Consider the following 15,985-nt stretch of genomic DNA (forward strand, 5'->3'; position numbering starts at 1 on the left):
TAAAATATTCAATAAAAAGATATGTCAGTATTAGTATATACAGAATCGGAAGAAGGACAATTTAAGAAGACTGCCTTTGAGGTGGCTTCTTATGCAAAAGGTGTTGCCGACATGCTGGGAACAGAAGTTACAGCTATTTCCTTTAATGCGCAAAGTGCAGGTGACCTTGGGAAGTATGGAGTGAGTAAAGTATTAAAGGTAAATGACGAAAAGCTTCAAAAATTCAATGCTAAAGCCTACGCCGATGCCATTAAGCAGGCAGCCGAAAAGGAAGGATCAAAAGTGATTGTTGTAAGCCAGAGTGCAAACGCAAAATATTTAGCGCCACTACTGGCAGTACAACTGGAGGCGGGGTACGCTTCAAACGTTGTGGCTTTACCAGAAGGTACAGATCCACTACAGGTTAAAAGAACCGCATTCACCAACAAGGCTTTTAACTTCACCAAATTATCTACCGATGTGAAGATCATTGGGCTTTCTAAAAATGCCTTCGGATTAAAAGAAAATCAAACAGACGCTACTGAAGAAGATTTCTCCCCTTCTCTTTCTGAAGGAGATTTTGCAATAAACGTGGTTTCCGTAGACAAAGCAGCCGATAAGGTGACTATTGCCGATGCCGAAATTGTGGTATCTGGCGGAAGAGGTCTTAAAGGTCCTGAAAACTGGGGTATGGTTGAAGAACTTGCCGACACACTGGGAGCAGCGACAGCCTGTTCAAAACCTGTGAGTGACATGGGCTGGAGACCTCATAGTGAACACGTAGGCCAGACAGGTAAACCCGTTGCGGCAAACCTGTACATCGCTATTGGAATTTCTGGAGCAATACAACATCTTGCAGGGGTAAGTGCCTCAAAAACAAAAGTGGTGATCAATAATGACCCCGAAGCACCTTTCTTTAAGGCTGCCGATTACGGGGTGGTAGGAGATGCCTTTGAGATAGTACCAAAGCTCACCGAAAAATTAAAGGAATTTAAGGCTGGTAACTCATAATTTTTTTAACTTGCAAGCCGTTAAAAGGGCTGTCTCAGATAGGTGTTTTGCCCGTTTAGACAGCTTTTTTTTTGTATTTTTGAAGTATGAGTTTAGTGCGCCTTAACATTAAAGGAATTTCTTACAGCCAAACCCAGAATGGGGCCTATGCCTTAATTTTGAGTGAGGTGGAAGGAGAGCGTAAACTCCCTATTGTCATTGGAGCTTTTGAAGCTCAATCTATCGCTATCGCTCTTGAAAAAGAGATCAAGCCTCCTCGCCCACTCACCCACGACCTTTTCAAGAATTTTGCCGACAGGTTTGAAATCGTTGTAAAACAGGTGATCATTCACAAACTGGTAGACGGGGTTTTCTATTCCAGCCTCATTTGTGAGCGCGATAAAATCGAAGAGATCATTGACGCCAGGACCAGCGATGCCATTGCACTTGCTTTGAGGTTCCAGGCGCCCATTTTCACCTATAAGAATATTCTGGACAAGGCCGGTATCTACCTCAAGGGAGATACGGCAAAAGAGAAAGAAGAACAGGAGAAAGAAGATATTATAGTAGATGAACTCTTTTCTAAGGAAGTCGAGATAAAATCTGACCAACCCGATTACAGGAAACTGTCACTCAACGAACTCAATAACATGCTAGACCAGGCCGTAAAAAACGAAGATTATGAGAAAGCGGCCCGTATACGAGATGAGATCTCCAAGCGAAAATAACCCCCATTCATAATGAATAAAATCTGGTGCTTCCTGTTCCTGATCTTCTTCGGACTATCCCCATTATTTGCACAATCAATTTCTAAAACCTGGGATTTTGAAGCCGTAGAAGGCAGCCCCCAAAACACCATTTTTGACATCTCCCCCGGAAATGACTATTTAAAACTGGACAATGGAGGTTTTGAACTCGCCCTTACCAATGAAGACGTTCCCAGATCAACCGGGAATTATGTTTTTCAAAATGATGTACTGGTACTATTTTTTGACAGCCCGGGCGACAGTATTCAGAATTTTAGAGTCAACACCTTAACCGATTCTACGCTGGTGCTCAGCACAAGAGATGTGACTTACTCCCTTAGGGAAGTGCCACAAACTGTACAGGAAGTACTGCCCGTAGATACCGCAAAGACCGTAATACCCAACCAGGGTTTTACCTTCACAAGTTTCTGGAGAGGTGCACTGGGAATGGTCTCTCTCATCTTACTCGCCTTTATCTTTAGCAGCAACCGCAGGGCCATAAACTGGAAGACGATTCTTGTAGGATTAGGCGCCCAGCTTCTTTTGGCAATAGGGGTTTTAAAGATCACTGTGGTTCAAAACGTATTTGAGACCGTAGGCTACTTCTTTGTACTTATTCTTGATTTCACCGCTGCAGGAAGCGAATTTTTGCTCGGCGGATTGATGAGTGTAGAAAGCTATGGTTTTATCTTCCTGTTCCAGGTATTACCCACCATCGTTTTCTTCTCTGCCTTAACTTCTGTTCTGTTCTACCTTGGGGTGATACAAATCGTGGTAAAAGGAATGGCATGGGTACTAACCAAGCTCATGGGCATCTCGGGCCCCGAAAGTTTAAGTGTGGCCGGAAATATCTTTTTAGGACAAACTGAAGCTCCATTAATGATCAAGGCCTACCTTGAAAGAATGAGCCGGTCGGAGATCCTTTTGGTCATGATTGGCGGAATGGCTACCGTAGCAGGTGGCGTACTGGCTGCTTATATAGGCTTTTTGGGGGGTGATGACCCTGCGCTTAGAGTAGAATTTGCAAAGCACCTGCTGGCTGCATCGGTTATGGCAGCACCGGGAGCTATCGTTATTTCAAAGATCCTTTATCCGCAGCAGGACAAGATCACTACCGATGTAGAAGTTTCTTCGGACAAAATAGGATCTAATATTTTAGATGCCATTGCCAACGGTACCACCGAAGGTTTAAAACTGGCAGCTAATGTCGCTGCAATGCTCCTGGTTTTTATCGCTTTTATCGCTATGATCAACTACGGCCTCGGAAAAATTGGAGACTGGACAAGCCTTAACGGCATCATGGCAGCAAACACCCCATACGCCAGGTTATCTCTTGAATCTCTCCTCGGAATTATTTTTGCTCCGCTCATGTGGCTTATTGGAGTAGCAAAAGCCGATATGATGCTCATGGGGCAGCTGCTGGGAATAAAACTTGCAGCGAGTGAATTTGTAGGATATATCCAGCTGGCTGAACTTAAGAATCCGGTAAATGCGCTAAGCCTTACCTATGAAAAATCCATCATCATGGCCACTTACATGCTTTGTGGTTTTGCCAACTTCGCTTCTATTGGAATACAAATAGGCGGAATTGGTTCCCTGGCACCCGGACAGAGAAAAACCCTTTCGGAATTTGGGATGAAAGCGCTTATTGGCGGTACCCTCGCTTCTTTGCTTTCGGCTACAATTGCAGGGATGATCATTGGATAGAAAATTCCGGTCGTTAAAAACACTTTCTAATTCAGTACAGTTTTCTATTTTAGCTGAAATTGATCCGGAATTTGCCATTTTTGGCAGGTAAGCATCAGCACTATCTTTAAAATATAAACCCTTCAGAATCAATTCATAATGAAGCAGTATCACGACTTGATAAAACATGTCCTGGAAAACGGAAATGAAAAAGGAGACCGCACCGGCACCGGCACAAAAAGCGTGTTTGGTTACCAGATGCGGTTTGATTTAAGTGAAGGTTTTCCCATGGTCACCACAAAAAAGCTCCATCTAAAATCTATTATTTACGAGCTGCTTTGGTTCCTCAACGGCGATACCAACATTAAATATTTACAGGAAAACGGAGTGCGTATCTGGAACGAATGGGCCGACGGGAACGGCGATCTGGGTCCGGTGTACGGGCATCAATGGCGCAACTGGAACAGTGAAGATATAGATCAAATAAAAGAGGTGGTAGAAACATTGAAGACCAACCCCAACAGCCGCCGCATGCTGGTTACCGCCTGGAATCCTTCGGTACTGCCCGATACCTCAAAATCCTTTTCAGAAAATGTAGCGAATGGAAAAGCCGCGCTTCCTCCATGTCATGCTTTTTTCCAGTTCTATGTTGCTAACGGCAAATTATCCTGTCAACTCTACCAGCGAAGTGCAGATATCTTTTTAGGTGTACCGTTCAACATCGCTTCCTATGCCCTGCTCACTATGATGATTGCGCAGGTATGTGGTTATGAAGCAGGAGATTTTATTCACACTTTTGGTGATGCACATATTTACAACAACCACCTGGAGCAGGTAAACCTGCAGCTGTCGCGGGATGTGAGGCCTTTGCCAGTCATGAAACTGAATCCTGAGGTGAAAAATATTTTTGATTTTAAGTTTGAAGATTTTAAATTGGAAAATTATGATCCGCATCCGGCTATAAAAGGGCAGGTAGCGGTTTAATTTTTGTCCAATTTTAAATTTTTTAAGCATTATGAAGAAGTTATTAGTTATTGCATGTTTTTTCTTTGGAGGAATAGCAGGTGCCCAGGCGCAACAAACCTCACCAGTTTGGCCGGGCTGTGAAGACGCTGAAGATAAATCGGAATGTTTTAACGAAAAACTAAATGCCCATGTAAGGGAAAATTACGAATACCCCATGAAGCAGAACGCCTACGTTCGGGGAGAAGTAAAAGTATCTTTCAATATTAATGAAGAAGGGAAAGTTATTGTGAATTCGGTTGAAGGATCGGAGCCACTGGTGAATGAAGCTGCCAGGGAAATGCTCAAAAAGATTCCAGATATGAAGCCCGGGACTTTAAACGGAGAGCCCGATTCCCGGAATTTTACCACTACCTACCGCTTCTAAGAACAAGCCCCAGATCATGAAAAAATTATTTTTTGTCCTTTTCCTGTTTAGCGCAGGAGCAACATTTGCCCAGGAAGGCGTAAGTGTATCCAAAAATACGCTTACTACCAAAGAAACCCCTCCGGTTTGGCCGGGTTGTGAAGATTTTTCGGGGAATTCAAAAACCTGTTTTAAGGAGAAGCTCACCCAGCATCTCAAGGAGAATTACAAGTTCCCAAAAGATAAAGCTGGCAACTACATTTGGGGAAAGGCGATAGTTTCTTTTGTGATCAATAAAGAAGGGAAGCCGGTAATTTCTAAAGTTGAAGGCTCTAAAAAGGAACTCAATGAAGAAGCAAAGAGGATCATTCTTGCCATTCCAACAATGACACCGGGGCAGATGGCCGGGAAACCTGTAGAGGTGAGCTATAAAGTTCCTTTTACATTCTAAGCCTATTCTTATTATTCCTTTAACTAAAAGGGATACATAAAAGTTTAAATTTGAAGGAAACCTGCGGGTTTCCTTTTTTTATTTCCCAAAAAAGGTAATTACGCCGGAAATTTTTTTCCTTATGAACAACACCAAACCTCCGGAATTCAAGACTCAGTTTGCCGAAGACGTCTTTAAAGGCCTTACTTCATATCCTAAAAAAATTAGCTCAAAATTCCTTTATGATGAAAAGGGAGACGAGCTCTTTCAGCAGATCATGGATCTGCCCGAGTACTATCTTACGGGCAAGGAATATCAAATTCTTAAGCGCCACAGGAAAGAATTAGGAGATGAATTTGCCTCTTTAGAAGGATTTGACCTTATAGAACTTGGTGCCGGGGACGGGAAAAAGACAAAGGTGCTGTTAAGTCACTTTGAAGAAAAGAACTATGACTATAAATACCTGCCCGTAGATATCAGTAAGAATGTGCTCGAGCAGTTAAAAGGCAGCCTGCAACAGGAATTTCCTGCTGTAGAGGTAGAACCACAGCAGGGCACATATGCCGAAGTACTCAGCCGCCTGGCCGATTACCGGGAGCGCAAAAAAGTGATCCTTTTCCTGGGTTCGAATATTGGGAATCTCACACCCGAAGAAGCTGTGAACTTTTTAAAGAAGATATCTTCTGCAATGCATGAAAAAGATCTTTTCTTTATGGGAGTAGATCAAAAGAAAGACCCTAAGGTGATTTTGGATGCTTATAATGACGACGCCGGAGTTACCGAAGCATTCAATAAAAACCTGCTCACGCGAATGAACAGGGAACTGGATGCCGAATTTGATCCTGAAGATTTTATGCACTGGCCCCTTTATGATCCCGAATCAGGAGTAGCCAAAAGCTTCCTGGTGAGCAAAAAGGAACAAACTGTAGCAATAAATGCTCTTGACATTAAAGTGCATTTTCAAAAATGGGAGACCATACACACCGAAGTATCCCAAAAATATGACGACACCTCCATAGCCTGGCTGGCCAAAGAAGCCGGACTGGAGATTTCAGGCTGTTGGGCCGACAAAGACAGCTGCTTTAAAAACTATCTTTTCAAAAGAATAAAATAATGAAAGCAATTTGGAATAACACCGTAATAGCCGAAAGTGATCAAACTGTTGAAGTAGAAAACAACCAGTATTTCCCCCCGGAATCTATAAATTCTGAATTCTTCAACCTGAGCGATACCCATACAGTGTGCCCATGGAAAGGCAGAGCCTCTTATTTCCACCTAAAGGTAGGAGATGAGAAAAATACCGATGCAGCCTGGTTTTATCCTCATCCAAAACCCGAAGCAGCACAAATTAAGAACCACGTGGCTTTTTGGAAAGGTGTAAAAATTGAAAAATAAATTTGAGGTTTAAAAAAAATGCCCTAAGTTTACCAAAATCAAAAAAGAACAATCCAGGTGATTTTAAACAATAACAATAATAATTTCAATAACAATCTGAATCAAATCAGATTGCGGAGAGCTATTATTGTATAAAAAAAAGTCCCTTAAACAATATTCAAAAGCCTTTCCGCCACACGGAAAGGCTTTTTTTTGCAGAATAATGAAACTACTTCAAAATAATAATATCAATAATAATAGTCCGCCACCCGGGGGAGAGGATCTCTGTGCTTTAAAGCCTGCCTCCTTCCCGGGGCAGGCTTTTTTATTTCTTAAACATTAAAAACAAACATTATGAAACCTACACTACAACTATCACAAAAACTTGAAACTGAAGAAGCCGTTGAGTTCGTAAAATCTGAATTTGAAAAACACCTGAAATCACAACTTTCACTGGTAAAAATATCGGCTCCCACAGTTGTACTTCACGGCACCGGCATCAACGACGATCTAAACGGAATTGAAAGACCGGTTGGTTTCCCTATAAAAGCTATGCAGGAGCGCCGCGCCGAAGTGGTGCAATCTCTTGCGAAATGGAAAAGATTAAGACTGCGGGAATATGAATTTGAACCCGGAATGGGAATAGTGACCGACATGAAAGCTCTGCGGCCCGATGAAGAACTGGGGCCAATACATTCCATTTCGGTAGACCAGTGGGATTGGGAAAAAGTAATACTTCCCGAAGACCGTCAATTGGAATTCCTAAAGACCCAGGTACGCAGCATATATTCTTCCCTACTCGCCACACAGGCTGCCATCACCAAAAATTACCCTCTCCTCTCCCTCGACCTGCCTGAAGAAATCACCTTTTTACACACCGAAGACCTGCTGCAAAAGTACCCTCACCTCAGCCCAAAACAACGCGAAGACAGGGCGGCTAAAGAATTTGGGGCCGTATTTCTCATTGGCATAGGTGGAATTCTGGAAAGCGGAGAACCTCATGACGGCCGGGCTCCCGATTATGATGACTGGAGCACTCCTACCTCGGCTTCTACAAAAGGCCTAAACGGCGATATCTTAGTCTGGAACAGTGTACTGGAACAGGCTTTTGAATTGTCTTCAATGGGAATTAGGGTAGACAAAAAGACCCTGGAGCTACAACTACAAGAAAGAAAAGCCGAAGACCGTAAAAGTTTATACTACCATGACCAGCTGCTTTCAGAAAAACTCCCTCAAACCATTGGTGGCGGGATAGGACAGTCAAGGCTTTGCATGTTCCTGCTTCAAAAAAGACATATTGGGGAAGTACAGGCGAGCATCTGGCCCGATGAAATGAGACAGGAATTAAAAACCGAAGGTGTGTTTTTACTTTAAAAACACAGAGACTTCACAAAGACCTCACAGGTTTTTGAAACCTGTGAGGTCTAAATTATCGTCAATCGTTTTAAAGGGAAAGACAAAATAAAACCTTTCAAAAATGGCATTTTTGGACACCCTTTTTATAACTGCTTCAGCAGGTTTTCCAGGTCTTCTTCGGAATTGAAGTAGTGGAAACTAACCCTAATTCCCTCACCTCGTTGAGAGCAGATAATCCTGTTGGTACGAAGCTTCTGAAACAATTTATCATCTCCCCTGATGTTAAAGATAGACGAATGCAGTTCCCGGTTAACCACTGCAGATTCCAGCACTCCTTTTTCACTGAGTTTAGCTTTGGCAACGAAAGCAAGTTCTTTGATACCGTTTTCAATTTCTGATATTCCCACCTGTTTTATAATATCTATGGCGGTTTTAAGGCTTCCGAAGTTTAAAGTATCAAGGTGCCCTGGTTCAAATTTGCCAATAAAACTGCCTTTGTGAGGCTTGTTCTTTCCCTGCAGGTCTTTGATCTCAAATTCTCCCGACTTTACTTTTTCCTGCATATGTTCCTTGAAGAGAAAAAATCCATTCCCGTAACCGGCATTAAGCCATTTATAAGCACTGGCCCCAAGCACATCTAGAGCCGAGGCTTCAAAATCGAATTTTTCGGTACCACAAAATTGGGTGCCATCGGCAAAAAGGAGAAGCCCGGGGTTATCTTTCTTAAGCTTCAGAAGAAAATCGGGATCTATTTTAATTCCGTTGATGTACTGCACAAGGCTGAAAGCAAAAACATCAGGCTTTTCGCGGAAAACTGCTTCAGCAATATTGCGCTCCAGGTTTTCATCTATTTCGGCATAACACACCTTGAACCCGCGTGATTCTACAGCCCAATTTACCGACGGATAATCGTTTTTGAGCAATAGCACCTTTTTACTGTGGTCAATTTCTTCCAGTAGCGTATTAAATCCTAAGGAAAAATTGGGCATAAGCGCTACAAGATTGGGTGCACAGCCAAACAGATCTCCCACCGCCTTTCTTACTTTTAGAAAGAGAGCGTCACGATTATCACGAAATAAACTGCCGCCAATGAGAAAGTCGAGATCATAGTCCTGCCTGAATTCCAGCAGATTTTCAGACAACAAACCGGAAGCCGCAGTATTGAGATAAGTATACTGTTCTAAAAGAGGAAACTGTTTTTTAAAATTCTTCATAAACAAGGAAGATTCCGTAGTAAAATCAATAAATTTGAGAATATCTTTAAAATTACGTTTTAATATGGGGCTGGAAAAAAATAGTGCTTCAAAAATAGATCCGGAGCAACGCAGACTTATTGAAAGGGCACAAATGCGGGCACGGCAAAAAAGAAGATTGTACCAACATTTTATAGTCTTTCTACTGGGATCGGTGGTTTTGATCCTGCTCAATGTGATCTTTGACATAGGCCGCAACATCAATCCTTTTGGGATAGACTGGTTTGTATGGGCCATCATCTTCTGGGCTTTGCTACTGCTTATTCATGTTTTCAACGTGTTTATCACCAATAAATTTTTTGGAAAAGACTGGGAAAACGAGCAGATTGACCGACTGGTGGCGAAGCAGCAAAAGAAAATTGCCGAACTTCAGAAGAAAGTGGAAAAAGACTATCCCCTCCCTACAAAAGGAGAACCATACATTCCTCCCACGACCCAAAAACCGATTGATCCTGATGCTCCAATAAATTCTTAACAATGGGAAAAGTTACTTTGATTGCAGCTGCAGGTGAGAACAATGAACTGGGGAAAGACAAAGACCTGGTGTGGCACCTGCCCGACGATTTTAAGAGGTTTAAAAAATTGACTACCGGCCACTATATTATAATGGGACGCAAGACGTTTGAGACATTTCCTCAATTGCTTCCCAATCGCACCCACGTGATCATCACCCGCAAGGACGATTACAATCCCGAAGGCACCATCGTAGTAAATTCCCTCGAAAAAGCACTCGAAGCAGCGAAAGATGATCCGCAACCTTTTGTGATTGGCGGCGGTGAGATCTATAAGCTTTCTCTGGATAAAGCTGATGCCATTGAGCTCACGCGTGTGCACGGGAGTTTTGACGCCGATACCCACTTTCCCGATTTTGATGAGAAGAACTGGAAACTGGTAGCAAAAGAAGAACACCCTGCAGATGAGCGCCACAAATACGCTTTCACCTACCTCACCTATGAACGTGTCAAATGATCAACAGGTCATACACGAACTGGCAAGCAGCCATGGTTTTACCGTAAAAAGCATCAATTCCCTTGCCGGCGGCAGCATCAACCAGGTGTACCTTATAAATACTTCGGAAGGAAAAAAAGTGGTGAAGGTCAACTCTGCCCACAAATTTCCCGGAATGTTCGCAGCCGAAAAACAGGGACTGGAAACCCTGAAGCAGGCGAATGCTTTTGATGTACCGGCTGTTATTGGTCTCGGGGAAGTTGGTGATAAGGCTTACCTCCTACTGGAATACAAAAAAGAAGAGCCTCAAAAAGGGCATTTTTGGAAGGTATTTGGGGAGCAGCTTTCCCTACTTCATAAAACTTCTGCTGAAAGCTTCGGCTTTGCAGCACCCAATTATATTGGAAGTCTTCCGCAGTACAATGAGCCGCGAGAATCGGCAGCCGGTTTTTATGTGAGTCAGCGGTTGGAACCGCAGGTGAAGATGGCTTCAGAAAGAGGCTTTTCGCTGGGCGATCTATCAGGATTTTACAGGAATATTTCAGAAGAAATTCCGCGGGAAGCTCCTGCCCTGCTCCACGGAGATCTATGGAGTGGAAATTACATTACCAATAAAGAAGGCCTACCGTGCCTTATAGACCCTGCAGTTTGCTACGGACCAAGGGAAATGGATCTTGCCATGATGCAGCTGTTTGGTGGTTTTCCTTCAGAAGTATTTGATATTTACAATGTTCATTTTCCGCTTCAGCAGGGATGGGAAGAAAGAATCCCTCTTTGGCAACTTTATTATCTCCTGGTGCACCTCAACATTTTTGGCCGCAGTTACCTTCCGCAGGTTGAGGAAATAATCCGTCGCTTTTCATAATCTTAACAGCCCGCGCTCTTCTTTTAGGAGTTCTTTAGTGCACATAGGGCGCTAATTATTTTATATTTAAATAGTTAAATTAAAATAAGATATGGACACAGAAAATCTAAATAAAGAAGAATCTTGGAAGAAACTAAGGGAACTGGTAGATGACATCAAGGTAGCGATGATGGTTACCGGTCTTGAAAAAAGGCCAATCAACGCCATTCCCATGAGGACAAAAAAAATTGATGATAATGGAAATATCTGGTTTGTGAGTGCAGGTAATAGTGAACACAATAAAAACCTGCAAATCAACGAACAGGTACATCTCTTATACAGCGACCCCGATGATAACGAATTTGTTACCCTCTATGGAGAAGCAGAGATCACCAAAGACAAAAAAATACTGGAAGATCTTTACAGTTCAACTTCCGACAATTGGTTTGACGGCGTAGATGACCCCAACCTCACGGCAATAAAGGTAAAGCCTGTAGATGCATATTTTTGGGATAGTAAAACCAATAAATATGTCACCCTCTTTAAAATGGGTATAGGAGCTTTAACCGGTGAGAAACAGGATGTGGGTGAAAAAGGCAAATTAGACCTTTAAACCCATTAACATATTAGGAATCCTTACGGCTTTGCTGTAAGGATTTTTTTATTTTCTTAATTTTGCAGCCTAATCACTAAAGTTATGAAAGCATACGTATTTCCGGGACAGGGAGCCCAATTCACAGGAATGGGACAGGATCTCTACGAGAAGTCCCCTCTAGCGAAAGAACTTTTTGAAAAAGCCAATGATATTCTGGGGTTCTCTATAACTCAAACCATGTTTGAAGGAACCGCTGAAGACCTTAAAAAGACAAAAGTGACCCAGCCTGCAATATTTCTTCATTCGGTAATCCTGTCTAAGGTGTTAGGCGATACCTTTAAACCAGATATGGTTGCCGGGCACTCTTTGGGAGAATTTTCGGCCCTGGTTGCAAATGGAACATTAAAGTTTGAAGATGCCTTAAAACTGGTTTCCAAAAGAGCACTGGCTATGCAAAAGGCCTGTGAACTGGAGGAATCTACAATGGCTGCTGTTTTAGGCCTTGAAGACCACCTGGTGGAAGCGATTTGTGCCGATATTAAAGGTACAGTGGTTGCTGCAAATTACAACTGCCCCGGGCAACTGGTAATCTCGGGAGACCTGCTGGCGGTGGAAAAAGCCTGTGAAGAATTAAAGGAAAGAGGTGCTAAAAGGGCCATGATCCTTCCTGTGGGAGGAGCTTTTCATTCGCCCCTTATGGAACCGGCAAGAGAGGAGCTGGCGGCAGCTATAGAAGAAACTGAATTCCATAAACCAGTTTGTCCTATCTACCAAAATGTCTCGACTTTTGCGGTAACCGATAGTGCCGAAATCAAGAAAAACCTGATCTTTCAATTAACGGCTCCTGTAAAATGGACACAGAGTGTGCGGAATATGATCAAAGACGGGGCTTCAGAATTTATTGAAGTAGGCCCGGGGAAAGTGTTACAGGGACTGGTAAAGAAGATAGACCGAAGTGCTGAAGTAAGATCTGCGGAAGTATAGGAGTTGCGGGTTGGAAATGTTGCAGGTTGCGGGTTATAAAACGTTGCAAGGTGCGGGTTGCGAGTTGGAAATGCTACCAAAGAAACTTCTAATTTATATTATAGATAGATACAAAAAACCCGGAGTTTTTAGCTCCGGGTTTTTTGTTGCCCTAAGGCTAAAGTCTTATAAAAAGATTACTTCTTTAGAAAATCAGCAATTGTCTCTGTAATAAAAGAAATTTGCTCATCATCCAATTCGGTATGCATGGGCAGTGAGATCACCTCTTCTACCAGTTGATTGGTCACCGTGAAATCTTCTTCCCTGTACCGGTCATCTTTATACGCCTTTTGGCTGTGGAGTGGGATGGGATAATAAATCCCGAAGGGAATACCTTTTTCTGAAAGGTGTTTAGCCAAAGCATCTCTTTTCCCGTCCGCAATCTTTATGGTGTACTGGTGGTAAACATGTGTATCAGCAGCATCTTCGGTGTAAGGGACTGTCACCCCTTCTACATTTTGTAAAGCCGCGGTATATTTTTGCGCAGCCTCCTGCCGTGCCTTGTTATATTGATCTAGTTGAGGAAGTTTCACCCGCAATACTGCAGCCTGTAAACTGTCAAGCCTGGAGTTCACCCCTACTACATCGTGATGGTAACGTTCATACATCCCGTGATTCACAATCCCTCTAATAGTGTGGGCCAGCTTATCATCATTTGTAAAAATAGCACCACCGTCACCGTAACAACCTAAATTTTTAGAAGGGAAAAAAGACGTGGATGCCACATGGCCTATTGCCCCGGCCTTTTTTGTTGCACCGTCTTTAAAATGGTAATTTGCACCTATAGCCTGGGCATTGTCTTCAATCACGTAAAGATCGTGCTCCCGTGCAATTTCCATAATTTCATCCATATTTGCTGCCTGCCCAAAAAGGTGCACCGGCACTATGGCTTTGGTATTTGGTGTGATAGCTTTTTTGATGGCTTCAGGATTTATATTGAAGGTATCTGGCTCCACATCAACCAGTACAGGTGTAAGCTGTAGCAAGGCAATGACCTCTACAGTTGCCGCAAAAGTAAAGTCGGCCGTAATCACCTCATCACCTGGTTTCAAACCAAGGCCCATCATGGCAATTTGCAAAGCATCTGTACCATTGGCACAGGGAATCACATGTTTCACATCCAGGTACTCTTCCAGTTCTTTCTGAAAAGCATGAACTTCGGGGCCATTGATAAATGCAGTGGTATCAATAACTTCTAACATCGACTGAGTAACTGTATCTTTTATTTTCTCGTATTGACCTTTAAGGTCAACCATTTGTAATTTTTTCATCTTAAAAAGTTAGGCTTACGAAAATACGAAGAATGCCAGTATTCCCAATGGTAATTTCTTAATTTAGCACTCAAAATACCCCATTTTGCACTATCTCTATAACATAGCAATTAAAGCTACAGATTTCTTACTCCCCCTGGCCGGCAGGTACAATGAAAAGCTTGGGAAGTTTAGCCAGGGCAGAAAAGACCTTTTTGAGAGTCTGGCTGCTCAAATTGCCCCCACCGAAAAAACTATCTGGATTCACGCCGCTTCTCTGGGAGAATATGAACAGGCAGTTCCGGTTATTATCAAATTAAAAGATTTATTCCCGACACATAAGATCGTTTTAAGCTTCTTCTCCCCTTCAGGTTTTGAAGTAAAGAAAAAAAATTCGCTGGCCCATGTGGTAACTTACCTCCCGCTCGACACCCCTGCAAATGCTGAAAAATTCCTGAATATTGTTCATCCCGAATGGGCACTGTTCATCAAATATGAATTCTGGCCCAACTTCTTAAAAGAGCTAAAAAAGCGAGAACTAAGAAGCCTATTAATTTCAGGTGCTTTCAGGGAAAATCAGGTGTTTTTTAAGCCCTACGGAAAATGGATGCGGAAGTACCTTAAAGCCTTTGAATTCTTTTTTGTTCAGAATGAAAGATCAAAACAGCTCTTACAGCAAATAGGCTTTGAGAATTGCAGCGTGAGCGGCGACACCCGTTTTGACAGAGTGTACGCCCAACTACAGCAGGACAATCACCTGGATTTTGTGGAAGAGTTTGTAGACGATCACCTCCGCATAGTCGCGGGAAGTACATGGCCCGAAGACGAAGATCTGATTATTGATTTTGTAAATAAGGAACATCAGAAGGTGAAGGTTATTATTGCCCCGCACGCCATAAAACCAGAAAAAATAAAGAGTTTACAGTCAAAATTGGAGGCAGACACCATACTTTTTTCAGAAAAAGAAGGCAAAACTTTAAAAGATGCCAATGTATTGATCGTTGATACTGTTGGCCTGTTGACGAAGATCTACAGTTATGCCCACATTGCCTATGTAGGAGGTGCGGCCGGCAACACCGGTTTGCACAATATACTCGAACCCGCGGCTTTTGGTGTTCCGGTGATCATTGGGCAAAACTTTGAAAAATTTCCTGAAGCCGGAAAGCTTAAGGAAGCCGGGGGACTCTTTTCAGTAAAAAACAGTGACGAAGCGAATGACATTCTTGATAAGCTCATTAACGACAGGGGCTTTAGAGAGAAAGCCGGCAAAAATTCAGTTGCTTTTATTGAAAAAAACAAAGGCGCCACAAATAAAATTTATAATTATTTCTTAAAAAATAAAGAAAAATAACCTCGCTTTAACACCATGAGGGGGAGTTTATTGAAAGTGTGTTTTGCATATATAAAAAATAGTTTAAATTTGTTCCAACTAATTAAACGTACTAACATGAAAAAATTATTTTTAGGATTGCTTGTAGCTGCATTTACTCTTTCTATCTACTCTTGTAGAGAGACTACAGAAGAGAATGTAGAAACTAACTTGGAAGAAGTAGAAACTGATCTTGAAGAAACAGGAGAAGACATCGAGTCTGGTCTTGAAGAAGCAGGAGATGAAATAGAGCAGGCTGGAGAACAGACTGAGCAGGAAATTGAAGAAGAAATTAACGATACTGACGATATTCAGTAGACTTTTTCTTTAAAGATTTTCTTTAAAAACTTTAAGGGGCTGCCTAAAAAGCCGTGTTGGTGTCAACCTGAGCATATTTTCAGGTTCTGTTGAAATCTTGAATGAGATTTTTTAGATTCTGAAGTAAAATCAGTAAGACCTTACTCTAGCTTTTTAGACAGCCTCTTTTAATTTGAAAAAGTGAGTATGAAAAAAATAATTTTAAGCTTTGCAGTGGCAGGGATGGTCTTAACGACCTACTCCTGCAGGGAATCTACACAAGACAAAACCAAAGATGCTGTAGAGGCCATTGGTGAAGATATTGAAGACGGAACCAGGCGTGCTGCCGAAGAGGTAGAAAAAGGTGCTGAAAAGGTAAAAAAGGAGATCGATGAAGAGATTCACGAAACCGATGATCACATTCAGCAGGAAGAACCGGAGCAGTAGAACGATCCGAATAACTACCTAAAAAGCTG

The 15,985-nt window shown here is 42.4% G+C and carries 19 protein-coding genes; 17 read left to right on the plus strand and 2 right to left on the minus strand.

The window, feature by feature from the left end; genetic code table 11:
• The first annotated feature begins 21 nt into the window (after positions 1-21).
• The 9 genes from V5739_RS04440 (at position 22) to asnA (ending at position 7,948) form a co-directional block, all read left to right on the plus strand.
• Positions 22-990, plus strand: coding sequence for an electron transfer flavoprotein subunit alpha/FixB family protein (locus V5739_RS04440; RefSeq protein WP_423819817.1), 969 nt, complete (start codon positions 22-24; stop codon positions 988-990).
• An 86-nt stretch (positions 991-1,076) separates the two neighbouring features.
• On the plus strand, positions 1,077-1,697 hold the full coding sequence (locus V5739_RS04445; protein WP_423819818.1) for a bifunctional nuclease domain-containing protein: 621 nt from the start codon (positions 1,077-1,079) through the stop codon (positions 1,695-1,697).
• A 12-nt stretch (positions 1,698-1,709) separates the two neighbouring features.
• Positions 1,710-3,422, plus strand: a complete 1,713-nt coding sequence (locus tag V5739_RS04450) for a nucleoside transporter C-terminal domain-containing protein (protein ID WP_423819819.1) — start codon at positions 1,710-1,712, stop codon at positions 3,420-3,422.
• Between the two features lie 138 nt (positions 3,423-3,560).
• Positions 3,561-4,385: a thymidylate synthase gene (locus V5739_RS04455; protein WP_423819820.1), complete on the plus strand. Its 825-nt coding sequence runs from the start codon at positions 3,561-3,563 to the stop codon at positions 4,383-4,385.
• Positions 4,386-4,416: 31 nt separating this feature from the next.
• Complete coding sequence (locus tag V5739_RS04460) at positions 4,417-4,791, plus strand: TonB family protein (RefSeq protein ID WP_266070486.1); 375 nt, start codon at positions 4,417-4,419, stop codon at positions 4,789-4,791.
• A 16-nt stretch (positions 4,792-4,807) separates the two neighbouring features.
• The gene (locus V5739_RS04465; RefSeq protein WP_423819821.1) at positions 4,808-5,221 is read left to right on the plus strand and encodes an energy transducer TonB; all 414 of its coding nucleotides are present in this window, start codon (positions 4,808-4,810) and stop codon (positions 5,219-5,221) included.
• A 121-nt stretch (positions 5,222-5,342) separates the two neighbouring features.
• Positions 5,343-6,314, plus strand: coding sequence for an L-histidine N(alpha)-methyltransferase (egtD, locus tag V5739_RS04470; protein WP_423819822.1), 972 nt, complete (start codon positions 5,343-5,345; stop codon positions 6,312-6,314).
• On the plus strand, positions 6,314-6,595 hold the full coding sequence (locus V5739_RS04475) for a DUF427 domain-containing protein (protein ID WP_423819823.1): 282 nt from the start codon (positions 6,314-6,316) through the stop codon (positions 6,593-6,595). The genes egtD and V5739_RS04475 overlap by 1 nt, the downstream gene beginning before the upstream one ends.
• Before the next feature lie 333 nt (positions 6,596-6,928).
• Positions 6,929-7,948: an aspartate--ammonia ligase gene (asnA, locus tag V5739_RS04480; RefSeq protein ID WP_423819824.1), complete on the plus strand. Its 1,020-nt coding sequence runs from the start codon at positions 6,929-6,931 to the stop codon at positions 7,946-7,948.
• A 125-nt stretch (positions 7,949-8,073) separates the two neighbouring features.
• Here the strand turns inward: asnA and V5739_RS04485 are convergent, their stop codons facing one another.
• Positions 8,074-9,144, minus strand: coding sequence for an aminotransferase class V-fold PLP-dependent enzyme (locus V5739_RS04485; protein WP_423819825.1), 1,071 nt, complete (start codon positions 9,142-9,144; stop codon positions 8,074-8,076).
• A gap of 64 nt (positions 9,145-9,208) precedes the next feature.
• On the opposite strand from V5739_RS04485, the gene V5739_RS04490 reads away from it, so the two are divergent.
• The 5 genes from V5739_RS04490 (at position 9,209) to fabD (ending at position 12,554) form a co-directional block, all read left to right on the plus strand.
• Positions 9,209-9,658 (plus strand): 2TM domain-containing protein, encoded by a 450-nt coding sequence (locus V5739_RS04490; RefSeq protein ID WP_266070479.1) that lies wholly within the window; start codon positions 9,209-9,211, stop codon positions 9,656-9,658.
• A gap of 2 nt (positions 9,659-9,660) precedes the next feature.
• Positions 9,661-10,152: a dihydrofolate reductase gene (locus tag V5739_RS04495; RefSeq protein ID WP_266070478.1), complete on the plus strand. Its 492-nt coding sequence runs from the start codon at positions 9,661-9,663 to the stop codon at positions 10,150-10,152.
• Positions 10,100-10,996, plus strand: a complete 897-nt coding sequence (locus V5739_RS04500) for a fructosamine kinase family protein (protein ID WP_423819827.1) — start codon at positions 10,100-10,102, stop codon at positions 10,994-10,996. The genes V5739_RS04495 and V5739_RS04500 overlap by 53 nt, the downstream gene beginning before the upstream one ends.
• A gap of 91 nt (positions 10,997-11,087) precedes the next feature.
• The gene (locus V5739_RS04505; protein ID WP_423819828.1) at positions 11,088-11,588 is read left to right on the plus strand and encodes a pyridoxamine 5'-phosphate oxidase family protein; all 501 of its coding nucleotides are present in this window, start codon (positions 11,088-11,090) and stop codon (positions 11,586-11,588) included.
• An 84-nt stretch (positions 11,589-11,672) separates the two neighbouring features.
• Entirely contained in the window at positions 11,673-12,554 is an 882-nt protein-coding gene (gene fabD, locus V5739_RS04510) for an ACP S-malonyltransferase (protein ID WP_423819829.1), read from the plus strand.
• Positions 12,555-12,730: 176 nt separating this feature from the next.
• Here the strand turns inward: fabD and V5739_RS04515 are convergent, their stop codons facing one another.
• The gene (locus V5739_RS04515; protein ID WP_423819830.1) at positions 12,731-13,864 is read right to left on the minus strand and encodes a DegT/DnrJ/EryC1/StrS family aminotransferase; all 1,134 of its coding nucleotides are present in this window, start codon (positions 13,862-13,864) and stop codon (positions 12,731-12,733) included.
• An 85-nt stretch (positions 13,865-13,949) separates the two neighbouring features.
• On the opposite strand from V5739_RS04515, the gene V5739_RS04520 reads away from it, so the two are divergent.
• The 3 genes from V5739_RS04520 (at position 13,950) to V5739_RS04530 (ending at position 15,956) form a co-directional block, all read left to right on the plus strand.
• Positions 13,950-15,194 (plus strand): 3-deoxy-D-manno-octulosonic acid transferase, encoded by a 1,245-nt coding sequence (locus V5739_RS04520; RefSeq protein ID WP_423819831.1) that lies wholly within the window; start codon positions 13,950-13,952, stop codon positions 15,192-15,194.
• Between the two features lie 96 nt (positions 15,195-15,290).
• Positions 15,291-15,530, plus strand: coding sequence for a hypothetical protein (locus tag V5739_RS04525; RefSeq protein WP_423819832.1), 240 nt, complete (start codon positions 15,291-15,293; stop codon positions 15,528-15,530).
• 186 nt (positions 15,531-15,716) lie between these two features.
• Positions 15,717-15,956 (plus strand): hypothetical protein, encoded by a 240-nt coding sequence (locus V5739_RS04530; RefSeq protein WP_423819833.1) that lies wholly within the window; start codon positions 15,717-15,719, stop codon positions 15,954-15,956.
• The last annotated feature ends 29 nt before the right edge of the window (positions 15,957-15,985 follow it).

The sequence above is a fragment of the Salinimicrobium sp. TIG7-5_MAKvit genome, assembly GCF_049569215.1.
Taxonomy (GTDB): Bacteria; Bacteroidota; Bacteroidia; order Flavobacteriales; family Flavobacteriaceae; genus Salinimicrobium; species Salinimicrobium profundisediminis.